Genomic DNA, 23,312 nt, shown 5'->3' on the forward strand with positions numbered 1-23,312 from the left:
CATCATGATCGAAGCTTCCGCCAGCATCTTTCTGCCGCGCCATCTTGGATGCGCGCATGGGCGGTCCCTGACGCTCGGGCCTGCCGGCGCGCTGATGGCGATCGTCAATGTGACGCCCGATTCGTTTTCCGATGGCGGACAGTTCGAAAATACCGAGGCGGCGGTCGCCTTCGGGCTTCAGGCCGTGGCGGCGGGGGCGGCGGTCCTCGATATCGGCGGGCAGTCGACGCGGCCGGGCGCTGCCGATGTTGCGCCGGCCGAGGAGCAGGATCGCGTCCTTCCGGTGATCGAGGCACTGGCTGCGAGAACCGATGCGCTGATCTCCATCGACACCTATCACGCCGAAACCGCGCGGCTTGCGGTGGCGGCGGGCGCCCACATCGTCAACGACATTTCCGGCGGCACGGCCGAGCCGGAGATACTGGCGGTGACGGCAACGAGCGGTGCTGCCTATTGCCTGATGCACACAAGCCGCAGGCCGGACATGGTCTCCGATCCGATGGCGGATCAGTTCGCCTTTCTCGAAAAGGCGCTTGGCGCGGCGCGCGCGGCGGGGCTTGCCGACGATCGGCTGGTCATCGATCCCGGTTTCGGCTTCGGCAAGGACAGCGACGACAATCTCGCAATCATGACGCATCTGGAGCGGCTGCATACGCTTGGCCTGCCGCTCCTGATCGGAACCTCGCGCAAGCGGTTCGTCGCGGCCCTTGCCGGCGCTGACGACAATCTTTCCCGCGATTTCGCCACGGCCGCGACCACGGCGCTGCTGCGGCTTGCCGGCGGCGCGATATTTCGCGTGCACAATGTCGCGGCCAACAGGGCGGCGCTCGCCGCCGCCGATGCAATCATTTCCCGACGGTATGGAGACCGATCATGAGCGGACGGTATACGATCACCATGAAGAACTGCGCCTTCTATGCCCGTCACGGGGTGATGCCGGAGGAGGAGCGGCTGGGACAGCGGTTCTTCGTCGACGTCATCGTGGATGTCGATGATCCCGCAGCGCTTGCCGACGATTTCACCAATGCCGTCGATTACGGCGGGCTTTACCCGGTGGTGGAAGAGGTCGTGACGGGCCGGCGCTTCCAGTTGATCGAGGCGCTCGCCAGCGCGATCGCCGAAGCGGTTGCGGCTTACCATCAGGCAATCATGCGCGTCGAAGTGGCTGTGCGCAAACCCTCGGTGCCGATCCCGGGCATTCTCGATCATGTCGAGGCGAGGCTGGTTCGCGATGTCCGCTGAACCGGTTTTGGCCGCCCTCGGGCTCGGCGCCAATCTCGGCGATCCGGCGTCGGCCATGGCCCGTGCGTTGCGGATGCTGAATGACGGGGAGGGCGCTGAGGTCGTCGCCGTCTCGAAGCTCTACCGCACCCCGCCATGGGGCCTTGTCGAGCAGCCGCCGTTCATCAATTGCTGCGCGCTGGTGGAAACCAGTCTGTCTCCGGAGGCATTGATGCAGCGCTGCCTCGATATCGAAAAAGAACTGAAACGGGTGCGCGATGTCCGCTGGGGGCCGCGGCTGATCGATATCGATATCCTGACCTACGGCACGCGGGCGCTTCAAACCGAAACTGTCACCATCCCCCATCCGCGTATGCTGGAACGCGGCTTCGTGTTGATGCCGCTTGCCGAAATCGCACCCGACATGGCCGTCAATGGCCGTCCGGTAGCCGAATGGGTCACCGAAGCCGATATCTCGGGGATTGTCGCTGTCAGCGATGACGGGTCGTGGTGGACGGCGTGACGCCGCCCGCTGCTATTTGATCGCGCCGACGGTGAAGGGATCGCCTTCGCGCTTGAGCGACAGGCCGATGACCGGAACGTAGCGGGTGCCGCCCTTGATCAGGAGGGTGATGTTGAGATCATCCTCGCCGAGCAGGCTGGTCACCAGCGCGCCCTCGACCTTCTGGCGTTTCAGCGCAATGACCGCTTTCCCGTTCTCGATGTTTCCGCCGGTAACCGCGAGCCCGTCGCCATCCTCACCGTCGAGAAACTGGCCGCGATAGCTGTCGCCGTCGCGGATGAACACGGCGGTGATCGGGTGGGAGAACAGGCCGGCGCGGCATTTGCCGTCCAGCTTGAAGCCGCCTTCCGCGCCCGTCACCGGCAGCCCGTCAAGCTCGCATTTGAACCGCGTGCCTTTCAGCTTGCCCTCGATGATCTTGCCGGGCCCGACCCATTTGCCGGCAACCTGACGGAAAAACGCGTCGTCATCGCTTTCGGCAACGGCGCTTGCCGGAAGCGCTGCCGCGAGGGCCGCGATCAGCAGGGCGGTGCGAAGGGTGCGGGCTCTGTTTGCCATCGACTGTTCCGGTTACGCAAGACATCGGTTCGGTGCGTTCGGCCAATCATGACGGCGAATGGTTAAGTTTTGGTTTGCGCACAATCTATGCTTGTGAACAATCCATTACGGGTTGGAAAGGTCGCGCTTTTCGCCGGGCGCGAGATCGCCGATGAAATCGCCCATGCCGGGGCGCTTCAGGGCGTAGAACGGCATCGGGCGGCACAGATCCATGGCGGCGATGCCGATGCGGGCGGTCATCAGGCCATTGATCATGCCCTCGCCGAAACGGGCCGAAAGCCTGGATGCGAGCCCATGGCCGAGGACCTGCTGGATCAGACTGTCGCCGACCGCGATCGATCCGGTGACGGCCAGATGCGAGATCACGTCGCGGATCAGCCGGAACATGCCGACGGAACCGGGACGTCCGCCGTAAAGCTCCGCCATGTTGCGGATCAGACGGATCGATTCGTAGAAGACATAAAGAATATCCACGGCGGCGCGCGGGCTGATGGCGGTGACCACCGAGACGCGCTTGGAGGCCGCGAGAATGAGCGCGCGCGCCTTGAGGTCGAGCGGCGCCATCATTTCGCGCTCGCAGAACTCGACGAGTTGGGGCGCGTCGACCACATCCTCATCGAGGTCCGACAGCCGCTGCCGGCCGCGCGCGGTCTCTGCCCTGGAGGCGAGCAGCGTCGCAAGCTCGCGGGCGGCAACGCGGGCGCTTGCGGCATCGCTGCCGGCATGAGCCTCGGCCATTTTCACCTTGATATGCTGGATCGCGCCAAGCCGCATGATCGCGATGATCTCGCGCGCCGCGACCACCAGCGCCGCCGCGCCGCCCACCACCACCGCGCCGAGCGCCAGCCAGCCGAGCCAGGGCGCGCGGGCGAACAGCGAACGCACCAGATCATCGATCCACAACCCGATCGCAAGCGACAGCAGGATGCCGAAGGCGATGCCGGCAAGCTTGGAGAACGAGAAGCCGCGCTTCTTCATCGTGGCGACCGGGGGCTCCATCTCATCCGCCGCGATTGCCTCCGCACCGCGCAGGAACGGGTCCTCCTCATCCGGCGTCACCTCCGGCGGATCGAAATGACGGGGCGCGCGGCGCGGTTCGTCTTCTTTTCGCGGGGTCTTTTTCCCCGGGGTCTTGTCGTCGATGTCGAACACCGCTGGGCGACGGGGATGGTCAGGGCTCATGCCAGTCTGTCTCCGATCAGGAATTGCAGCGCCCGGTCGAGCCGGATATGGGGTATCGACAGCCCACCCTCGCTGGCGTCAGCGTCGATTTCGGGCGGCCGGAACCGCACCGCGTTGATCTCGGCAAGGCTTTCCGGCACTTCGCCGCCGCGCTTCAGCATGCGGAAGAACGCCTCCGGATTGGCTGGAAGGTCACCGGGAAAAATCGCTGTTTTCCGTGTTCCGTCAAAGGTTTCCGCCCCGATCTTCTCGCCATTTATAGGCGTTCCGACGATCACCGGCAGAACCTCGGACCCGGACTCGACCGTCGCTTCCCGCGTGGCGCGGACGGAGGCAAGCGCCATCACATCGATCCCGGCGCCGGAAATGCCGATCGTCCTGATAGCGTCATTGACCAGCCGCTGCGTCAGTTTTTCCAGCCGGTCATGGCTTTCATGGTGCAGGTGGTCGGCCTTGGTCGCGGCGATCAGCACCCGGTCGATCCGCCGCCGCGCGAGCGAGGAGAGCCAGGAATTGCGCCCCGGCCGGAAGCAGGACAGCACCTCGGAAAGCGCGCGCTCGAGATCAGCGATCGCCTCCGGGCCGCGGCTCAGAGCCTGCAGCGTGTCGACCAGCACGACCTGGCGGTCGAGACGGGCGAAGTGGTTGCGGAAGAACGGTTTCACCACGACGGATTTATAGGCCTCGAAGCGCCGCTCCATCTGGGCGGCAAGCGACCCGCGCCTGAACTTTTGATCCCCAAGGCCGGGCAGCGGCGCGAAGGTGAGGGCGGGCGAGCCGTCGAGATCGCCCGGCATCAGGAAACGGCCGGGGGGCAGGGTGGAGAGCGAATGCTCATCCGCCCGGCAGGCGGTCAGATAGGCTGCGAAGCTTTCATGCAGCGCCTTCACCGTCTTCTCGTCGGCCGGCGCGTCGTAATCGAGCGAGCCGGCAAGCGCCAGCCAGTCGCGGGCGAGAGCGGCGCGCGCGGGCGTATCGGCCCGGGCCTCCGTCTCGCGGCTGAAGGTGCGGAAATCCTGACCGAGCAGTGGCAGGTCGAGCAGCCATTCTCCTGGATAATCAACGATATCGATGGAGATCTTGCCACGCGAGAACATCCGGCTCCAGCGCCGCGCGCTCTGGTAATGGAATGTCAGGCGCAGTTCGGAAACCGCACGGGTCGAATCGGGCCAGACGCGCTCGTCCACGAGCCTGTCGATATGGGTTTCGTAGTCGAAGCGGGGGATCTGGTCGTCGGGCTGCTGTTCCAGCCGGATATCGGAGATGCGGCCGGAGCGCATCGCCTCGAAGAAGGGAAGGCGGCCATTGTGCAAAAGGTTGTGGACCAGCGAGGCGATGAACACCGTCTTGCCCGCCCGCGACAGGCCGGTGACGCCGAGCCGCAACGTCGGCTGCACGAGGTCCGATGCACGATCCGTGATGTTGTCGAGCGTAAGTCTGGCATTGTCGCCAAGCGACGTATGGATCGGCGTCAAATTCGGCTTCCTTTCACGGGTTTACCCGCAATATAGGTAAGGCGACGCAAGGATCAAAGCGGCGGCAGGGCCCGCGCTGGAGCCTCGGGTGAAAAAGCGCAAACCGGGCTACTGGCCGGGCTACTGGCAAAGTCATCCCCAAAACTTCTCCGTCATGCCGGGCTCGACCCGGCATCCAGGGCCGCTTGCGGTGAATCTCAGACAAGAGTCCTTGCGCGCAAGGACCTGGAGATTGCCGGATTCCGGCTCAAGGCCGGAATGACGGCGGAGAGGGAGACAACGCCGTGCTCGCTTACTGGGTTTGTCAGCAAACTGAACCGGTTCTGATGCTCTAGTTCGGCGCAAGGAACGACGAGAGAACCCATTGCGGTCCCTCGCTTCCGTTGCCCGCATGGTCGATCACCGCCATGCCCGCGGTCGGAAAGCCGTAGGGGCAGGCCTTGTTGAAGGCGTCGGCGCCCACCAGCATCAGCAGCGTTTCCTCGATGCCGGGATTGTGGCCGCAGATCAGCACGGTTTTCGCATCCGCGTTTTCGGCCAGCGCCTCCAGATAGGTCACGGGGGCGGCCTGATAGAAGTCATCGACGAATCGGCACTCCGGCGCGCGGCCAAGCGTGCGGTAGGCCGCATCCGCCGTCTGCCGGCATCGCATTGCGGAAGATGACAGGATCAGGCCCGGAACGTAGCCGCTTTCCTTCATCCGTCCGGCAAGTTCGGCGGCGTCGTCAACGCCGCGCTTCGACAGGGGCCGATCGTAATCGCGCATGGTCGGTTCGGGCCAGACCGCCTGAGCGTGGCGCAGAAGATAGATCCGGTCGGGGTGCGGGTTGATGGTCGACATTCTCAATCTCGAAGCGGCGTGGAGCGGTTGGAAACGCGGGGTTGGCCGCGCTGACATTCAAAAACCGACCATGTCTTTACCATGATTTTTTCACAAGGCCTCACGCTTTTTTGCCGCCAATATTCGCCGTTTCCCGGGTGATTACCGGTGGTCGCGCTGCACGTATAGCGCGTGGAAGCGATCGCCGGGACGGCAGCCGCGCAATTTTGCAACGGCATTGCGACAGAGAGGGCAATCTTCAGGCGGGGCCTAATTTTTCAACAGTTTTTTACCTGCTCAAATATGAAGCAGAGGCTTGAACTGGCGTGTTTGTTTGGGATATACACCGCCCGTGGGGTGTTGTTCAGGAGAATGGCTTTGAACAAGAACATTGATCTTAGTAGCTATGTTCTCTCCGATAACGAAGAGTTCATGAATCCCAACCAGCGAGCCTATTTTCGGGCCAAACTGATCGCCTGGCGTAACGACATTTTGCGTGAGGCGCGTGAAACGCTTGAGCATCTGGCGGCCGAAAGCGCCAACCATCCCGATCTGGCGGACCGGGCCTCTTCCGAAACCGACCGTTCCATCGAGTTGCGTGCGCGTGATCGCCAGCGCAAGCTGATCTCGAAGATCGACGCGGCGCTGCGTCGCATCGACGAGGGAACCTATGGTTACTGCGAGGAGACGGGTGAGCCGATCGGGCTTCGCAGGCTCGACGCGCGGCCGATTGCCACGTTGTCGATCGAGGCGCAGGAACGTCACGAGCGACGTGAAAAAGTCTACCGCGACGAATAGCATGACACATCAAAAGGCCGCGCCAGAGGACGCGGCCTTTTGATTGTCATTATTGTTCAGGGTGGTCGCCGAATCACCTGGGTTCGGTTGGCGCGGTTGCGGGTTTTGGTGCGGGCTCATCGCCCGAAGGCGTCCGGCGCGCGCCGATGGGCGCGGGTATGCGCGTTTCCAGCAGGATATCGTTCGGACCGCCGATCATCACAAGATGTTCGACATTGTCGCGCCGGATCAGCACCACCCGGCGACGGGCGTCGACGGCTGCGGCATCGACCACGAACAGCCGCGGCTTGCGGTTCTTGCCGCCCCTGATGAAGGGCGATGGCGGGCGGAGATGCATCAGAACCCAGATCGCAACGATGATCAGGATGATCACGCCGAGCGCCACCAGCGGAAAATCGAAAATCACGTTGCTGAAGCTCAAGTCGCCCATCGTCTGCCTTTCACTGCTATGCCATGTCCGCGCCTTGTCTGCGCATTTGCGCGACAATCTAGCATGGCTTACGGATTGAAATCCCGCCTTTTTTGGCAATATCACCAGAACGGCGCACGGGATGGCCGAAACCGGGCGGCAATACCCAAAATTAAGCATTTGTCGCTATATTGGCTTGCAGAACTGGCCGATCCTGTTGCATCGGGCACGAACGATGTTTTCGCGGCGCGGGCCGGACGGACGACGAGGTTTCAATGACATCAGGGCAAAAGGACGACACGGGAAGCGAGACCACGGTCAGGCGCGGCTTCGGCGCCGGCATCATCTCCCGGCTGGCCCTGGTGCTGCTCATCCTGGCGACGATCGTGGCACTCGCCTATCAGTATCGCGGCTATCTGCCGGCCGATCTTCTGCTGGCGATCCTCGGCCTGTTTGCGGTGCTCGGCGTGTTCTTCGTGCTGGCCGCGTTGACCGGTCTGGTGGAGCTTTTTCCGACGGGCCGCCAGAATCACTTCGCCCGGCCGTTTCTCGATCAGTACCCCGAAGCGGTGGTCATCACCGATCATCGCAACCGGCTGGTCTATGCCAATGCGGCCTATGGGCGGCTCACGGGGGCGGCGGAGCCTTCCACGCTCGACATGTTGCTGTCGGAGGAGCCGGAGAGTTCGGAAGTGCTTTATCGTCTCAGCCAGTCGGTGCGCGCCGGCCGTGACGGGCAGGAGGAGTTTCGTCTCGCCAAGCCGCTTTCGAACGAGGAAGGCCCGCGCTGGTATCGTCTTCGCGCCCGGTTCTTCCCGGTGACCGACAGCCGCGCCAATACCCGCAATTTTCACATCTGGCAGATCTCCGACATCACCGAGGAGCGCCAGGAGCAGGAGCGCTATTTCCGGGAATTGCAGAAGGCGATCGATTATCTCGACCATGCGCCGGTCGGCTTTCTGGCGGCGGACGGCGAGGGCAAGCTGCGCTACATGAACGCTACCCTAGCCGGCTGGCTCGGCGTTGACCTTGCAGCCTTCGTGCCCGGCAGGCTGAAGTTTGCCGATCTTGCGACTGGCGACGGCATGGTGCTTCTGGCAGCGCTCGATCCCGAACCCGGCGCCCGCGTCAGCGAACGGATCGAGGCGAACCTCAGGCTTTCATCCGGCCACACCATGCCGGTCGTCATGCTCCACGAGGCTGTCGGCGGGCGCGAAGGCCGGCCGGGCGAAAGCCGGACGGTGATCGTCAAACGCGAGGCTGAAGAGAGCGCGGGCGATGCCGCCCATGGCCGCTTCTTCGACGATACGCCGATGGCGATCGCCACCGTCGACCGCGACGGCAGGCTGCTGACCACCAATACCCGCTTTCTGACCATGTTCGCCGATCTGGTGCGGCGCGAGGATATCGGCTCGGGGACGCGCGCCGGCGGCCTGATCGATGCCAATGATCGGCCGCGGCTGGACGAGGCGCTGGCGGCGGCCGCCGAGGGCAGGAGCGATATCGCGCCCTTCGAGGCGCGTCATTTCAGCGACGACAGCAGGCATTTCCGCTTCTTCGTCCATGGCGCCAGCGGCTCCGCCCCGGAAGCGCAGGCGCTCGTCTATGTCATCGAGATCAGCGAGCAGAAAGCGCTGGAGGCGCAGATGGCGCGCACCCAGAAGCTCAATGCGGTCGGCACGCTTGCCGGCGGCATCGCGCATGATTTCAACAATGTGCTGACCGCGATCCTGCTGTCGGCCGATCATCTTCTGCTGCAGTCGCGGGCCTCCGATCCGGAGTTCGCGGACCTTGTCGAGATCAAGCGCAATGCCAACCGCGCCTCGGGCCTGGTGCGGCAATTGCTGGCGTTCTCGCGCCAGCAGACGATGCGGCCGGAAGTGGTCGATCTCAACGATGTCATCGGCGACAACCGGATGATGATCGAACGCCTCACCGGCGGCTCGGATGTTCGTCTCACCACCGATTTCGCCCGCAATCTGTGGCCGGTGAAGACCGATCCCGGCCAGTTCGGCCAGGTGATCACCAATCTCTCGGTCAATGCCCGCGATGCCATGCCGGGCGGCGGCGCGCTGACGGTGACCACCCGCAATGTGCCGGCGACTGAGGTGGCAAGCCTCGGCGTGCGCGAGGTGCCGGAGAACGATTTCGTGATGGTGGAGGTTGCCGATACCGGCACGGGCATACCGCCGGAAGTGCTGGACAAGATCTTCGAGCCGTTCTTCACCACCAAGGATGTCGGCAAGGGCACCGGCCTCGGCCTTGCCATGGTCTATGGCATCGTCACCCAGTCGGGCGGCTATCTCCATGCGGTTTCCGAAGTCGGCAAGGGCACGCGTTTCATCATTCTGCTGCCGCGCCATGTGCGGGCTGAAGGCGACAGGGATATGGCCGAGGCCCCGAAGGACCACAAGGGCAAGCCGATCGCCGCCGCCTTCGGCGAGGGCAATGAGAGCGACAACGAGGCCCCGCGCGAGGAGGATATGGACCTCACCGGCCAGTCCGCCGTGGTGCTGCTGGTGGAAGACGAGGATGCGGTGCGCCGCTCCGGCAAGCGCATGCTGGAAATGCGTGGTTTCACCGTCTACGAGGCCGACACCGGCGTCCACGCGCTGAAGATCCTCGAAAAGCTCGAAGGCGCGGTCGATATCGTGGTGTCCGACGTGGTGATGCCGGAGATGGACGGCCCGACGCTGCTGCGCGAGGCGCGCCGGATCTATCCCGACCTCAAATTCATCTTCGTCTCCGGCTACGCCGATGACGCGTTTGCCAAGAACCTGCCCGAAGACGCCAAATTCGGGTTTCTGCCGAAGCCGTATAATCTGAAACAGTTGGTGGCGGCGGTATGGGAGATGATCCGGGAGGGGTGAGGTTTTTTGCGCCCCCAATTCAGACGTTCTGAAATCATCGGTGCTCAAGCTGAAAGCAACCGCAGCATCGCCACCTTTCCTTTCAAAAATGGCACCCAACAAGCGTACACATGTTGGTGCCAGTGCTACATCCTATTTGTTAGGCAGGCCAAGTAGTTGTACTGATGCAGGTATGACTAAAGGGTTTCTAAAGTTGCGCAGAAAAATCTCAAGGATGTTCCGCCGTGCATATCGGAGAGGAATTTTTGCAGTGCTGTTAGCAGAAGAGCGGCTGACCAGGTTAACTACTTATAGGCAGCGGCGGCGCGGGGACTGGCCTGTCTATGTCTTGGCCGCAGCGGCTACGGTATTTTTTATAGTCATGGCGGTCCCAAGTCTTAAAGAAGTTCTGACTTCGCTTGCCACTCCAGACGGAAAGATCGCCTACGAATTTTGGGTGGGTTCCAAGAGCGTGTACGATCTCATCATTGGCTTGATGACAACGGTAGTCGCGATTATCGCAGCATTTCTTGCCTTGAGAAGTTACCGCGTAAATCAGCGCGCGGCTGTCGCAAATCGCTATCAAAAGGGTATCGAGTTGCTGGGTGCTGCGGCAGACAGTTCCAAGCTGGGCGGTATCGAATTGTTGTCAGTAGTCGCGCGGGAAGATTATCGAGAATATCAAGAGCCTGTGCTTAGGACGCTTCGCCAGTTCTTGTTGGAGCGCTGCGCGGCCCCAACAGAAATGGTTTATAAAAAAAGACGTACTTTCGACCCTGCGACGCTTCCAGCCACTGACTTCGTTGTCATGGCGGCTCTCTCGGCGGTCGCTCGCACGAACTGGAGACGGCGGTGGCTGGAATTGGAGCATGATGACGAGGGCTTAGCGTTACGTGGTATTCACCTGCACCAAGTGCGCCTAGTTAATTATAACCTTTCGAGAATTCGGTTTGAGGAGGCCGTCTTAGGGGACGTCATTTTTGAAGCTTGCACCTTTGCAGAGACATTTATTGAGGCGCGGTGTTTCGGAGTTCTGAAATTTCACAATTGCTTGATCGACAACTCTGGAATTGCCGCGACCGATATCAGTGGGAAACGATTAGACGACGACGATGCGCTGATTAGGATGTCGCGAAACCGACGAGTTTCTAAATTCCGCGTGAACGGGAGACTGATTCAGCCCTCTCGATAACTGAGGCTTGTTCTAAGTTTTCCGACATTCGATTTGATTGACGATACGTTCCCACTGTGCTGGATTTGCACTCACTGAGTCAAAGCCCGAGGATTGCGCGAAGTGGGTCAGAGGGGACAAACAATGGCCGATTCCAAGTCTGACCCTCGGCTGCTGACACACGTCTTCCTGTATTCTGCGTCATCCTCGGGCTTGACCCGAGGATCTAATCACCCCTCTATGCGAGCGGGGTCTGCGGTTGGTAACACGCTGTTCTTTCTTCCTTTTTAACCCGAAACGCTTGTCGCGCGGGTACGTGCTTAGACCCTCGGGACAAGCCCGAGGGTGACGAAAGAGGGTGGGGCGGCTTTGTCAGCGGCCCCCAAGCCCACCCCCTGCTATTGCAACTGCCGAAAATTCAACCGATCACAAAACCACCCGATAAAGCGCGAACCCGCCCTCTCCATCGCCCGCCGTTTCGATCTTCGCGCCCTTCACATCGGAAATGTATTCCGCCGCGCGGGGGCCGGTTTCGAAGGTGGCGGTGGTGCCGGGCATGGGGGCGAAGGTCCAGTTGAAGTCGGCCGACGGGTTGATCGTGCCCTGATCGACGATGTAGCGGACGATCACGTCGCGGTTGGTGTCAGGGCCGACGAACACGATCACATCCGAATTGATATCCGGGAAATTGCCGCCGCCGCCGGCGCGGTAGTTGTTGGTCGCCACCACGAATTGCTGCTCGGGGTCGATCGGCTTGCCGTCATAGGCAAGATCGACGATGCGGTGGCTGTCCGGATTGGCGAGGCTGCCGTCCTTGGCGTAGCGCGCCGGTTTCGACAGGTCGATCTTGTAGGTCACGCCGTCGATGATGTCGAAATTGTAGGACGGGAAATCCGGGTTCAGCAGCGGCGCGTCGGTGGCTCCCGGTTCGATCTGATTGAACATGCCCGCCGACATTTCCAGCCACTCGCGCACCTCAGCGCCGTTGATCAGCACGGCGCGGGCGGTGTTCGGGTAGAGGTAGAGGTCGGCGACGTTCTTGATGGCGATGTCGCCGGCCGGGACCTCGGTATAGTAATCCGGACCGCCGCGACCGCCGGCCTTGAAGGGCGCCGCGGCGGAGAGGACGGGGAAGTCCTTGTATTCCGTGTCCTTCAGCATGTCCCTGGTGTACCAGGTCTGCGCCTTGGAAACGATCTGGACGGACGGGTCGTCGGCAACAAGCGCGAAATAGGACTGCAACGGCGCCGATGTCTTGCCGACAGGCGTGCGGACATAATCCAGCGTCGCCTCGTGATCGGCCTCGGCGGCGGCGATGACCGCGGCATCACTTTCGACATTGGCAACGACTTTGCGGTCCTCGGTGCGGTGGTAGATCGGCCGCGCCTCGGTGGTGAAGTCGACGATCGTCCAGCTGTTGCCGTCTTTTTCCAGAAGCAGGTCGATCAGGCCCATATGCGAGCCCCAGAAACCGGCCATCACGGCGGGCTTGCCCTTGAGCGTGCCTTTTTCGATATCGACGCCTTCAATGCCGGCGAAATCATCCGAGCCGGGGAAAACCAGATGCTGGTGGCCGGTGAAGACCGCGTCTATGCCTTCGACGCCGGCAAGGTGGAGCGAGGCGTTTTCCATCAGCGGCGCGGGGCCGGTGCCATCAATGCCGGAATGCGACAACGCCACGATGATATCGGCGCCTTCGTCCTTCATCACCGGCACCCAGGCTTGCGCCGCCTCCACGATATCGCGGGTATTGGCCTTGCCGGAAAGGTTCTTCTCGTCCCAGACCATGATCTGCGGCGGCACGAAACCGATGAAGCCGATCTTTACCGGGCTCTTGTTGCCGTCGCCATCGGTGATCATCTGCTCCTGGATCAGGTAGGGCTTGACCATCAGATCGTCTTTGGTCGGGTCATCGGCCAGGGCTCCGGTGGTCAGGTTGGCGCAGACATAGGGGAAGTTCGCGCCCGCCAGCACCTTGTGCATGAAATCAAGGCCGTAATTGAACTCGTGATTGCCAAGCGTGCCGACATCATAGCCGAGCACGTTCATGGCCTTGATCACCGGGTGGACGTCGCCGTCCTGCATGCCGCGCTCATAGGCGATGTAATCGCCCATCGGATTGCCCTGCAGAAAGTCGCCATTGTCGATCAGCATCGAATTGGTCGATTCGGCGCGGATCGCGTCGATGATCGAGGCGGTGCGGGCGAGACCCATCGTGTCGTTGGGCTTATCGGCGTAATAGTCATACGGAAACACGTTGACATGGATGTCGGTTGTTTCCATCAGTCTCAGATGCGCCTGATTGCCGGCGGCCCTTGCTGAGAAAGGATGAAGGGCGACCATCGCGGTGGCCGCGGTCATGCCGCGCAGCAGTGTGCGTCGGGAGATAAGGTGAGTTTCGAAAAGCGCGGACATTGGCAGCTCCGTTTCCGTTGTGGTGCTTCGCACCCTCAAGCGGTTGACAATGATCATGGAATGAATTGCAAGTCTGTGAAAGCTTAATGACAGGCTAGGCGCACAGGCGGCTTTGGGTCAACTGGGGGAGGGGTGGATTGGTTTCGAGTTTTACGATCAGGCGCGCGACGCCGGAGGATGCGCCGGACATGGTGCGGCTTATCAATATCGCCGATCATGGTCTGCCGCTGTGGCGCTGGGGGCGGCTGGAGGGCGGAAAGGGCGATCCCTGGCAGGCCGGGCGTGACAGCGTTCAGCGCGTCGATCAGGCGGTCAACTGGACGAACGGCACGGTCGCAACCCTCGGCTCCGACATCGTGGCCCTGCTGCTTGCCTATCCGCTGGAGCATGACACGCCGACCGGCGAGGCGGAGCATGCCGTGTTCGAACCGCTGAAGGCGCTGAAGTCGCAGGCTTTCGGCTGCTACTATATCCACGTGCTTGCCGCCTATGCGGAGTATCGCCGGCGCGGGCTCGGCACAATTTTGATGGAAAAGGCCGAGCGGATGGCCGGCGGGCGCGATCTCGCCCTGATCGTCTCCGACGGCAATGCGCCGGCACGCAGGTTTCACGACCGGCTCGGCTTTCGCGAGACCGCGCGCGCGGCAATCGTCACCGCCGAGGACTGGAAGGCGGAGGGCGAAAACTGGCTGCTGCTGGTGAAGCCGAACAAGGGATAGCCTCAATCCACTCCGACATTGATCCGCTCGATGATCGGCCTCAGCGCGAAGGACGAGTTGATCTGCACTACATGCGGCAGCGCCGACAGCCAGTCGCGGTGGATGCGTTCGTAATCCTTCAGGTCCTTCGCCGCCACCCGGAGCGTATAGTCGTAGACGCCCGAGACCATGTAGCAGACGATGATGTTCGGGCAGCGCTTGACGGCCTCCTCGAATTCGGCGAGCGTGCGGGCGAACTGGCCGGAAAGCGAAATCTGCACGATCGCCACCATCTTGTAGCCGAGCGCTTCCGGCGAAATTCTGGCGGTATAGCCCTCGATCACGCCGCTCTTTTCCAATATATCGAGCCGTCTGGAACAGGCTGACGGCGACAGGCCGACGGTTTCCGCCAGGTCGGCATTGGTGATGCGGCCGTTCTTCTGGAGCGCCTTCAAGATCGCACGATCAATGTCGTCGATGTCCATCGTTCGAATACCCTTCGATTTTTGTTATTCTTTTTCGAAAAATATACGGAAAAAGTGAAAAATCAAGGTTAACTTTGCAAGGACATTGCTGCGATTTCGCGTTTCAATCGAAGGCAGGTTGCCCCGATTGGAGTGAGGAGATCGAAATGCTTGTCGGCTGTCCCAGGGAAATCAAGAATCATGAATACCGTGTCGGCCTGACGCCGGCATCGGTCCGCGAATATGTCGCGCATGGCCATCAGGTCATGATCGAGACCGGCGCGGGCGCCGGAATCGGCGCGGGAGACGACGCCTACCGCGCGGCGGGCGCCACGATCGCCCCGGATGCGGCAACTGTTTTTGCCAGAGCGGATATGATCGTCAAGGTCAAGGAACCGCAGCCTTCGGAATGGGCGCAGTTGAGGGAAGGGCAGTTGCTCTACACCTATCTGCATCTGGCGCCCGATCCGGAACAGACCAGGGGACTTCTCGCCTCCGGCGTCACGGCAATCGCCTATGAGACGGTGACCGACGAGCGCGGCGGGTTGCCGCTCCTGGCGCCGATGTCGGAAGTGGCCGGCAGGCTTTCGATCCAGGCCGGCGCCACCGCATTGCAGAAGGCCAATGGCGGGCTCGGCGTTCTGCTCGGCGGCGTTCCGGGCGTGCAGCCCGGCAAGGTGGTGGTGATCGGCGGCGGCGTCGTCGGCCTGCATGCCGCCCTGATGGCGACGGGCCTTGGCGCCGAGGTTACGATCCTCGACCGCTCGCTGCCGCGCCTTCGCACGCTGGACGATCTGTTTCGCGGCCGGGTGAAAACGCTGTACTCGACCATGGAAGCGCTCGAAAGCGAGATTTTCGCCGCCGATCTGGTTATCGGCGCGGTGCTGGTGCCGGGTGCGGCCGCTCCGAAACTCGTGACCCGCGAAATGCTGCCGGGCATGAAGGCCGGCGCGGTCATGGTCGACGTTGCGATCGACCAGGGCGGCTGTTTCGAGACCTCGCACGCCACCACCCATTCCGATCCGACCTTCGTCGTCGAGGGGGTGGTGCATTACTGCGTCGCCAATATGCCGGGGGCGGTTCCGATCACCTCCGCTGCCGCCTTGAACAATGCGACGCTGCATTACGGGCTGATGCTTGCCGACAAGGGGTTTGCAGCACTTTCCGAGGACCATCATCTGCGCAACGGGCTCAATGTCCATCGCGGCCGCGTGACCAATGCCGCCGTTGCCGCAGCGCTCGGCTACGAGCTTGCAGGTCCCGAGGCGGCCCTCAAGGTCGCCTGAGGCCGCGCCATCCACTTTCGCCAACAAAAAAAGCCGCCCCGAAAGGCGGCTTTTCGCATTGCGTATCGCGAAAGATCAACGCGAGTAGAACTCGACCACGAGGTTCGGTTCCATGATGACGGCGTAGGGGATGTCGGCGAGCGACGGGACCCGAACGAAGGTGGCGGTCATCTTGTGGTGGTCGGCGTCGATGTATTCGGGAACGTCACGCTCTGCGAGCTGGGTCGCTTCGAGAACGCTAGCAAGCTGCTTGGAACGCTCGCGCACCTCGATTACGTCGCCGGCCTTGCAGCGGTAGGAGCCGACATTGACGCGAACGCCGTTGACGGTGACGTGGCCGTGGTTGACGAACTGGCGGGCCGCGAAAACGGTCGGCACGAACTTGGCGCGATAGACGATCGCGTCGAGACGGCTTTCGAGCAGGCCTACCAGGTTTTCACCGGTATCGCCCTTGCGGCGGTTGGCTTCCTCGAAGATCGCGAGGAACTGCTTTTCGCGCAGTTCGCCGTAATAGCCCTTCAGCTTCTGCTTGGCGCGCAGCTGCACGCCGAAATCGGACATCTTGCCCTTGCGGCGCTGGCCGTGCTGGCCGGGACCGTATTCGCGGCGGTTGACCGGGGACTTCGGACGGCCCCAGATATTCTGGCCCATACGGCGGTCGATTTTATGCTTGGACGATTCGCGCTTGCTCATCGTATTTCCTTAATCTCAACAAAACGGGACCGGCATGGCCGGGAGCCCAAGGAAACACGCCCTCCTTTGGCGCCTTCTTTCGAAGGACCTGACAGGTTTTCGCGGAAAAAAGCGCCCGGAAAACCACGGGACATGTCGGTTAGAACACCGAACAATTCAGTGTTGGCGCGCTGATAGTCGGGTTTTGCCCGAAAGTCAACGCCCGCGGCATGGACTCGAGCATGGCGGTCATGGTTTAACCGGGTGCAACAACCCTCCCAGCCAGGAAATATCAAGAATGCCGATCACCTCCGAAACGCTCGACGCCATCGCCGGGCTGATGCGACACGCCGCCAGACAGGAAATCTTGCCCCGTTTCCGCAATCTCGATGCGGCCGATGTCGCCGAGAAGACCGAGGCCAGCGATCTGGTGACGATCGCCGACACCGCTGCTGAACGGGTGATCAAGGCCGGCATCGCCGAGATCCTGCCCGAGGCGCTGTTCATCGGCGAGGAAGGCGTTGCCGCCGATCCGGAATTGCTCCTCAAACTGAAGGACGCGAAAGTCGCGGTCGTGGTCGACCCGATCGACGGCACCTTCAATTTCGCCCATGGCATTTCCGGCTTTGGCGTGATGGCCGCCGTCGTCGTCAACGGCGAAACCGTCGCCGGCCTGATCTATGACCCGTTGGGCGATGATTTCATGATGGCGGAAAAGGGCGGCGGCGCCTGGCTGAAGCGCGCCAATGGCGCCGCGCGGAAAATGACGGTTGCCGCGCCGGTCAATCTCGAGGAGATGCTCGGGGCGGCGTCCGTTGCCTTCATGCCGAAGGAAAACCGGGCCACGCTTCTCGCCAATACCGCAAAGGTGCGCTACGCCGCCAGCTATCGCTGCGCCGCCGTCGAATACCGCGCATTTGCCGCCGGCGGCCTGCATTTCTTCACCTATTTCAAGCTGATGCCGTGGGATCACCTGGCAGGCGTGCTGATCGGCCAGGAAGCCGGCGGCTATATCGCCCGCTACGACGGCTCGCCCTACCTGCCAAGCCATCTGGACGGCGGCCTGCTCGGCGCAACCGACAAGGACAGCTGGATGGAACTGAAGGAAAAGGTCTTCACGCTTTAGGCGGCTTCCTGCCGGGATCGACCTTGCGGGATCGGATTGCCGACCGCGACACAGGGTCTTGCATTTTAAGTTGATATCAACTTAAAATGGGTCAGGTGAAGCAGGAGGAGTTTTATCATGAGCGATCTCGTTCCGGCGGCAGAGCTTGCGGCCCGCAATACGGCGCATTTCCCCAATGAGGATGCGACCTATCGCACGGCGCGCAACGCCTTGCTGATCAGGAAAATCGAATTGCGGCGGCAGATCGAGGAAACGGCCGCATTGCGCCGGGCATTGCCGCCCGGCGGCGAGGTGCCGCGCGATTATGTTTTCGCCGGTCTGGCTGGCCCGGTGACGCTCTCGGAGCTTTTCGGCGACAAGGATACGCTGGTGATCTACAGCTTCATGTATGGGCCGCAGCGCAAGGCGCCATGCCCGATGTGCACGTCGATGGTCGGCACCTGGGAAGGCAAGATCGAGGATATCCGTCAGCGCGTGGCCGTGGCGGTCACGGCCCGTTCGCCGATCGAGCGGCTTGAACAGTGGAAACGCGACCGCGGCTGGAGGCAGATCCCGTTCTATTCCGACACGGACGGAGATTTTACCCGCGACTATGTCAGTGCAGAGGATGCGGATATGCCGGGCTATACGGTGTTCACCCGCCGCGACGGCAGGATCCGCCATTTCTGGAGCGAGGAAATCGGCTTCGATATGTCCGACCCCGGTCAGGATCCGCGCGGCGCGGTTCAGCAGGACACGCTCTGGCTGCTGCTCGATACCACGCCCGAGGGCAGGGGCGGCGACTGGTATCCGAGCCTGTCCTATGACGGCGGGAACTGAACCCGGCCAAGAAAAAGGGCGCCGCAAGGGCGCCCTTCAGTTTGTTGACAAACATCGTGCGCCATCACGGCGTTGCCTCGCTTTCTGCCGTCATCCCGGCCTTGAGCCGGGATCCAGCAAGCGCAAGTCATTGCGCGCAAAGACTCTTTTCTGAACTTCACCACAAGCGGCCCTGGATGCCGGCTCAAGGCCGGCATGACGGAGGAGTCGGAAAAGGGACTTTGTCAGCAGTCTGAAGGGCGCCGCAAGGGCGCCCTTGTTTGCGTCTCGTCGCGACCTCAGATTTCCGGGTTGTGAGGCTGGAAAAGCTTGCCCTTCTCGGCGATCAGCGTGAAGCCGAGCGCGATTGCGGCAAAGACGAAGAAGCCCGCGATCATCGGCGTGGTGGTGCCGTTATAGGCAAGCCCGATCATCGCCCCGATCAGCGCTGAAAACGCCGTGCTGGAGAAACCGAGGATCGACGAGGCGGAGCCCGCCACATGGCCGAGCGGCTCCATCGCCAGCGCATTGAAGTTGGGCGCGATCCAGCCGAACTGGAACCAGGCCACCATGAACAGGCCATAAAACAGCCAGAACGGCATGACGCCGCCATACATCAGGTCGATCAGCAGCCACAGCCCATTGGTAACCGTGAAGCCGATCATGGCGCCATGGGACAACCTGCGCATGCCGACCTTCCCGACGATGCGGGAATTGACCAGCGATGAGATCGCCATCACGATGCCGATGCCGGCAAAGGCTACCGGAAACAGCGTGCCGAGACCGTAGATTTCGACATAGACCTGCTGCGCCGAATTCACGAAGCCGAAAATACAGGCCATGATGAAGGTGGTGCCGAGCGTGTAGAACAGCGCGACGCGGTTGGTCAGCACGGTCCTGGCGCTGCGGGCAATCGCCTTCGGCGTCAGTTCCACCACGTCTTCCGGGTGCTGCGTTTCCGGAAGGCGGAAGGTGACCCAGAGGAAGTTTCCGAGGGCGGCAAGCGCCAGGAACACGAACACCAGGTGCCAGTCGCCGAACAGCATGATCGTCTGGCCGATCGAGGGCGCGATGATCGGGATGATCATGAATACCATCATGATCAGCGACATGATCTCGGCCATCGCGCGGCCGCCATGCAGGTCGCGAACAACCGCCACGGAAATCACCCGGGTGGCCGCGGCCCCGAGGCCCTGGAAGAAACGCACCAGCAGCATCAGCGTGAAGCTCGGCACGAAGGCACAGAGCACGGCGCCGATGAAATAGATCACCAGTCCGACGAGCAGCGGCTTCTTGCGCCCGAAGCGGTCGGCGATCGGCCCATAGGCAAGCTGGGCGATGCCGAAGCCGAGAACATAGGAGGTGATGATGAACTGGTGTTCGTTATCGGAGGTGGCGCCGAGGCTGGCGCCGATCTCTTTCAATCCGGGCAGCATGATGTCGATGGCGAGCGCATTGAGCGCCATCAGCCCCGCCATCATGGCAACCAGTTCCCACTTTCCGGGAGCCTTGCGGGCAATCGCCGCCGGTGTCTGTAATGTTTCTGTCACAACAATCAATCCTGAAAGCAAAAGAAGGCGCCGCAGATGCGGCGCCCGGTCAATTCGGTGAGGTCACAAAAGCAGGCGCACTCAAAAGCGCGCCCGCGAATGGCAAGATTTGCCGGGATGCGCAGATTCAATACGTTAGAGCGTCCTTTGTGCGTCCGACGGGACGCACGGCGCTCCAGAGCATCGGACGATTGGTTGGCATCGCCCGATGCTCCAGATTCCTTATCTTGACGCGTCGGGTTAGCGAAAAACCGGATCCCGGTTTTCCGCCCGACACTCTAGGCCGCGCCGCGAACTTCCACGCCCCTGGTCGACAGATGGTCCTGAAGCTCGCCGGCCTGGAACATTTCGCGCACGATATCGCAGCCGCCGAGGAACTCGCCCTTGACGTAAAGCTGCGGGATCGTCGGCCAGTTGGAAAAATCCTTGATGCCCTGGCGCAGGTCGCCATCGGCAAGCACGTTGACGCCTTTGTAATCGACGCCGAGATAGTCGAGAATCTGGACGACCTGTCCGGAGAAGCCACACTGGGGAAATTGCGGGGTCCCCTTCATGAACAGCACAACATCATTGCTGTCGACTTCACTCTTGATGGCAGTCTGAATGTCACTCATGTGCAATCCTTTCACATACGGGTTCAAGGTCCGTAGCTATTATTTGCTTTCAGCATATAATCGATCGATTGACATTCGCCAACCCCGTGCGGCGATGAATTGACCGAAAGCCGAATGGGGCCCGCTTGGCTATTGGGGAGCGGAGGTCTGCAGCGCCAAGGCATGCAGGACGCCGCCCATATTGCCCTTCAAGGCGTCATAGACCATCTGGTGCTGCTGCACCCGGGTCTTGCCCCTGAAGCTTTCCGATACCACTTCGGCCGCGAAATGGTCGCCGTCGCCTGCCAGATCCCGGATCGTGACGCTGGCATCGGGAAGGGCGGCCTTGATCATGTCTTCGATTTCGCCCGCGCTCATCGCCATGGTGAATGCTCCTCGATGGATGTCGTTCTTATGCCGGCTGCCATCTTATGCCGACTGGTTGTCGCCGCCTGATGCGGCCATGAAGCGAGGGAACCACATTTCATGGGCGGTGCGCAACTCCTCGACGGGCGTGGAAACAAGTTCGTCGATCACCAGCGCATCGCCGTTCACGATCCCGAGCCTGCGGAAGGCAATCGCGCTGCCTTCCGCCGAGGCGCAGACGAAATTGCCGTATTGCGCCGGCACGGTTATGACATAGCGCGCCTGATCCTCGCCGAAGAGCAGGGCGTGGGCGGGACCGCGCGCCTGGGCGATGCTGATTTCCATGCCCTTGCCGGCGGCCATGCACATTTCCGCAAGGGTGACCGCAAGGCCGCCCGCCGAAATATCGTGGCAGGCGGTGACCTGCCCGTTATTGATCGCCGAGCGCACGAAATCGCCGGTGCGGCGTTCAAGCTGGAGGTCGACCGTGGGCGCCGGGCCGTCGATCAGGCCAAGCACATCGCGCATATAGGTCGATGCGCCGAGATGCTCGCCGTCATTGCCGATCAGTATGACATGGTCGCCCTCGGCAAACGAGCCGATCCGCGCCATCTTGCGCCAGTCGGCGAGAAGTCCCACGCCGCCGATCGTCGGCGTCGGCAGGATCGCCTCGCCATTGGTCTCGTTGTAGAGCGAGACATTGCCCGAGACGATCGGGAAATCGAGTACGCGGCAGGCCTCGCCGATACCCTCGATCGCCTTGACCAACTGGCCCATGATCTCGGGCTTCTCGGGATTGCCGAAATTGAGGTTGTCGGTCGACGCCAGCGGTTCCGCGCCGGTCGCGGTGATATTGCGCCAGCACTCGGCAACGGCCTGCTTGCCGCCCTCGAACGGATCGGCCTCGACATAATGCGGGGTCACGTCGCAGGAAAACGCCAGCGCCTTGGTCGGATGGCCGTCGACGCGGATGACGCCGGCATCGCCGCCCGGAAGCTGCAGCGAATTGCCCTGGATCAGCGTGTCATACTGCTCATAGACCCAGCGCCGGCTCGACTGGTTCGGTCCGCCGATGATCTTCAAAAGCGCTTCGTTGTAATCGGCGGGCGCCTCGACCAGGTGGGCGGGCAGCGTGCCGCGGGTATCGGGTTCGCGCCACGGGCGGTCATATTCCGGCGCCTGGTCGCCGAGATCCTTGATCGGCAGGTTGGCGACTTCCTCGTTATTGTGCAGCACGCGGAAACGCAGGTCGTCCGTGGTCTTGCCGACGATCGCGAAATCGAGACCCCATTTGCGGAAGATCGCCTCGGCGACCTCTTCCTTTTCGGGATCGAGCACCATCAGCATGCGCTCCTGGCTTTCCGAGAGCATCATCTCGTAGGCCGTCATGTTTTCCTCGCGCACCGGCACGCGGTTGAGGTCGAGTTCGATGCCGAGATTGCCCTTGGCGCCCATCTCGACGGCCGAGCAGGTGAGGCCGGCAGCGCCCATGTCCTGGATCGCGATCACCGCGCCGGTCTTCATCAGTTCCATGCAGGCTTCGAGCAGGCATTTCTCGGTGAAGGGGTCGCCGACCTGCACGGTCGGGCGTTTCTCCTCGATGTCCGCGTCGAATTCGGCCGATGCCATGGTCGCGCCGCCGACGCCGTCGCGGCCGGTCTTGGCGCCGAGATAGACGACCGGCAGGCCGATGCCCTTGGCCTCGGAATAGAAGATCGCGTCGGTGCGGGCGATGCCGGCCGCAAACGCGTTGACGAGATTGTTGCCGTTGTAGCGGGCATCGAATTCGACCTCGCCGCCGACGGTCGGAACGCCGAAGGAATTGCCGTAGCCGCCGACGCCGGCCACCACGCCGGAGACGAGGTGGCGCGTTTTCGGATGGTCCGGCGCGCCGAAGCGCAGCGCGTTCATGGCGGCAACGGGACGCGCGCCCATGGTGAAGATGTCGCGCAGAATGCCGCCGACGCCGGTCGCGGCCCCCTGATAGGGCTCGATATAGGACGGGTGGTTGTGGCTCTCCATCTTGAAGACGACGCAGTCGCCGTCATCGATATCGACCACGCCGGCATTCTCGCCCGGACCCTGGATGACCCGGCGGCCGGTGGTCGGCAGCGTCCGGAGCCAGCGCTTGGAGGACTTGTAGGAGCAGTGCTCGTTCCACATCGCCGAAAAGATGCCGAGTTCGGTGTAGCTCGGCTCGCGGCCGATCAGCGACAATATCCGCTCGTATTCATCCGGCTTCAGCCCGTGGGCGGCGATCAGTTCGGGGGTGATGACCTGGCTGTTCGAAAGGGTCATGAGACGTGAGCATCCCGCTTTGGTTTTCAGATGGTCTTCG

General features: G+C 62.0%; 22 protein-coding genes. 10 read left to right on the forward strand and 12 right to left on the reverse strand.

The genetic code is table 11. From position 1 onward, the window contains the following. Positions 1-4: 4 nt before the first annotated feature. Genes folP through folK form a run of 3 tightly spaced genes read left to right on the forward strand, consistent with a single transcriptional unit; the run spans position 5 to position 1,744 of the window. Positions 5-877 (forward strand): dihydropteroate synthase, encoded by an 873-nt coding sequence (gene folP, locus HQ843_RS15410; protein WP_180897495.1) that lies wholly within the window; start codon positions 5-7, stop codon positions 875-877. Further along, entirely contained in the window at positions 874-1,242 is a 369-nt protein-coding gene (gene folB / locus HQ843_RS15415) for a dihydroneopterin aldolase (protein ID WP_180897494.1), read from the forward strand. Before folP ends, folB begins: the two co-directional genes overlap by 4 nt. Then, the gene (gene folK / locus HQ843_RS15420; protein ID WP_180897493.1) at positions 1,232-1,744 is read left to right on the forward strand and encodes a 2-amino-4-hydroxy-6-hydroxymethyldihydropteridine diphosphokinase; all 513 of its coding nucleotides are present in this window, start codon (positions 1,232-1,234) and stop codon (positions 1,742-1,744) included. The genes folB and folK overlap by 11 nt, the downstream gene beginning before the upstream one ends. Positions 1,745-1,756: 12 nt before the next feature. On the opposite strand, the gene HQ843_RS15425 is transcribed toward folK, so the two are convergent. The 4 genes from HQ843_RS15425 to HQ843_RS15440 form a co-directional block, all read right to left on the reverse strand. Then, entirely contained in the window at positions 1,757-2,302 is a 546-nt protein-coding gene (locus HQ843_RS15425; RefSeq protein WP_180897492.1) for a hypothetical protein, read from the reverse strand. Positions 2,303-2,407: 105 nt separating this feature from the next. Next, a complete protein-coding gene (locus HQ843_RS15430) occupies positions 2,408-3,484 on the reverse strand; it encodes a YcjF family protein (protein WP_180897491.1) in 1,077 nt (358 codons plus the stop codon). After that, complete coding sequence (locus tag HQ843_RS15435) at positions 3,481-4,959, reverse strand: YcjX family GTP-binding protein (protein WP_180897490.1); 1,479 nt, start codon at positions 4,957-4,959, stop codon at positions 3,481-3,483. The genes HQ843_RS15430 and HQ843_RS15435 overlap by 4 nt, the downstream gene beginning before the upstream one ends. Positions 4,960-5,290: 331 nt before the next feature. Beyond that, a complete protein-coding gene (locus tag HQ843_RS15440) occupies positions 5,291-5,800 on the reverse strand; it encodes a SixA phosphatase family protein (protein ID WP_180897489.1) in 510 nt (169 codons plus the stop codon). A gap of 357 nt (positions 5,801-6,157) precedes the next feature. On the opposite strand from HQ843_RS15440, the gene dksA reads away from it, so the two are divergent. Continuing rightward, positions 6,158-6,577 (forward strand): RNA polymerase-binding protein DksA, encoded by a 420-nt coding sequence (gene dksA, locus HQ843_RS15445; RefSeq protein ID WP_180902170.1) that lies wholly within the window; start codon positions 6,158-6,160, stop codon positions 6,575-6,577. A gap of 73 nt (positions 6,578-6,650) precedes the next feature. Here dksA and HQ843_RS15450 read toward each other — a convergent pair whose 3' ends face one another. Continuing rightward, complete coding sequence (locus HQ843_RS15450; protein ID WP_180897488.1) at positions 6,651-7,007, reverse strand: flagellar biosynthetic protein FliO; 357 nt, start codon at positions 7,005-7,007, stop codon at positions 6,651-6,653. A 254-nt stretch (positions 7,008-7,261) separates the two neighbouring features. Here HQ843_RS15450 and cckA point away from each other — a divergent pair, with 254 nt between their 5' ends. Both cckA and HQ843_RS15460 read left to right on the forward strand, forming a co-directional pair. Further along, on the forward strand, positions 7,262-9,856 hold the full coding sequence (gene cckA, locus HQ843_RS15455) for a cell cycle histidine kinase CckA (RefSeq protein WP_180897487.1): 2,595 nt from the start codon (positions 7,262-7,264) through the stop codon (positions 9,854-9,856). A 40-nt stretch (positions 9,857-9,896) separates the two neighbouring features. Further along, a complete protein-coding gene (locus HQ843_RS15460) occupies positions 9,897-11,027 on the forward strand; it encodes a hypothetical protein (protein WP_180897486.1) in 1,131 nt (376 codons plus the stop codon). 405 nt (positions 11,028-11,432) lie between these two features. Here HQ843_RS15460 and HQ843_RS15465 read toward each other — a convergent pair whose 3' ends face one another. Then, on the reverse strand, positions 11,433-13,421 hold the full coding sequence (locus tag HQ843_RS15465; protein WP_180897485.1) for a bifunctional 2',3'-cyclic-nucleotide 2'-phosphodiesterase/3'-nucleotidase: 1,989 nt from the start codon (positions 13,419-13,421) through the stop codon (positions 11,433-11,435). Positions 13,422-13,558: 137 nt separating this feature from the next. Here HQ843_RS15465 and HQ843_RS15470 point away from each other — a divergent pair, with 137 nt between their 5' ends. Next, complete coding sequence (locus tag HQ843_RS15470; RefSeq protein WP_180897484.1) at positions 13,559-14,140, forward strand: GNAT family N-acetyltransferase; 582 nt, start codon at positions 13,559-13,561, stop codon at positions 14,138-14,140. Between the two features lie 2 nt (positions 14,141-14,142). Here HQ843_RS15470 and HQ843_RS15475 read toward each other — a convergent pair whose 3' ends face one another. Then, positions 14,143-14,604, reverse strand: a complete 462-nt coding sequence (locus HQ843_RS15475) for an Lrp/AsnC family transcriptional regulator (protein WP_180897483.1) — start codon at positions 14,602-14,604, stop codon at positions 14,143-14,145. Between the two features lie 146 nt (positions 14,605-14,750). On the opposite strand from HQ843_RS15475, the gene ald reads away from it, so the two are divergent. Then, positions 14,751-15,869, forward strand: coding sequence for an alanine dehydrogenase (gene ald, locus HQ843_RS15480; protein ID WP_180897482.1), 1,119 nt, complete (start codon positions 14,751-14,753; stop codon positions 15,867-15,869). A gap of 75 nt (positions 15,870-15,944) precedes the next feature. Here the strand turns inward: ald and rpsD are convergent, their stop codons facing one another. Then, positions 15,945-16,562 (reverse strand): 30S ribosomal protein S4, encoded by a 618-nt coding sequence (gene rpsD / locus HQ843_RS15485; RefSeq protein ID WP_180897481.1) that lies wholly within the window; start codon positions 16,560-16,562, stop codon positions 15,945-15,947. 277 nt (positions 16,563-16,839) lie between these two features. Between rpsD and HQ843_RS15490 the strand changes: the two genes are divergently transcribed. Together HQ843_RS15490 and HQ843_RS15495 are read left to right on the forward strand one after the other, a co-directional pair. Beyond that, positions 16,840-17,667 (forward strand): inositol monophosphatase family protein, encoded by an 828-nt coding sequence (locus HQ843_RS15490; protein WP_180897480.1) that lies wholly within the window; start codon positions 16,840-16,842, stop codon positions 17,665-17,667. Between the two features lie 117 nt (positions 17,668-17,784). Further along, the gene (locus tag HQ843_RS15495; RefSeq protein ID WP_180897479.1) at positions 17,785-18,486 is read left to right on the forward strand and encodes a DUF899 family protein; all 702 of its coding nucleotides are present in this window, start codon (positions 17,785-17,787) and stop codon (positions 18,484-18,486) included. A gap of 278 nt (positions 18,487-18,764) precedes the next feature. Here HQ843_RS15495 and HQ843_RS15500 read toward each other — a convergent pair whose 3' ends face one another. The 4 genes from HQ843_RS15500 to purL form a co-directional block, all read right to left on the reverse strand. Then, positions 18,765-20,015 carry a multidrug effflux MFS transporter gene (locus tag HQ843_RS15500; RefSeq protein ID WP_180897478.1) on the reverse strand — a complete coding sequence of 417 codons (1,251 nt, stop codon included), beginning with the start codon at positions 20,013-20,015 and terminating at the stop codon, positions 18,765-18,767. 278 nt (positions 20,016-20,293) lie between these two features. Continuing rightward, on the reverse strand, positions 20,294-20,629 hold the full coding sequence (grxD, locus tag HQ843_RS15505; protein ID WP_180897477.1) for a Grx4 family monothiol glutaredoxin: 336 nt from the start codon (positions 20,627-20,629) through the stop codon (positions 20,294-20,296). Between the two features lie 129 nt (positions 20,630-20,758). Continuing rightward, complete coding sequence (locus HQ843_RS15510) at positions 20,759-20,992, reverse strand: BolA/IbaG family iron-sulfur metabolism protein (protein ID WP_018064326.1); 234 nt, start codon at positions 20,990-20,992, stop codon at positions 20,759-20,761. 45 nt (positions 20,993-21,037) lie between these two features. After that, the gene (gene purL / locus HQ843_RS15515; RefSeq protein WP_180897476.1) at positions 21,038-23,272 is read right to left on the reverse strand and encodes a phosphoribosylformylglycinamidine synthase subunit PurL; all 2,235 of its coding nucleotides are present in this window, start codon (positions 23,270-23,272) and stop codon (positions 21,038-21,040) included. Between the last annotated feature and the right edge of the window lie 40 nt (positions 23,273-23,312).

Origin of the sequence: Martelella sp. NC20 (assembly GCF_013459645.1) — a bacterium.
Classification (GTDB): Bacteria; Pseudomonadota; Alphaproteobacteria; order Rhizobiales; family Rhizobiaceae; genus Martelella.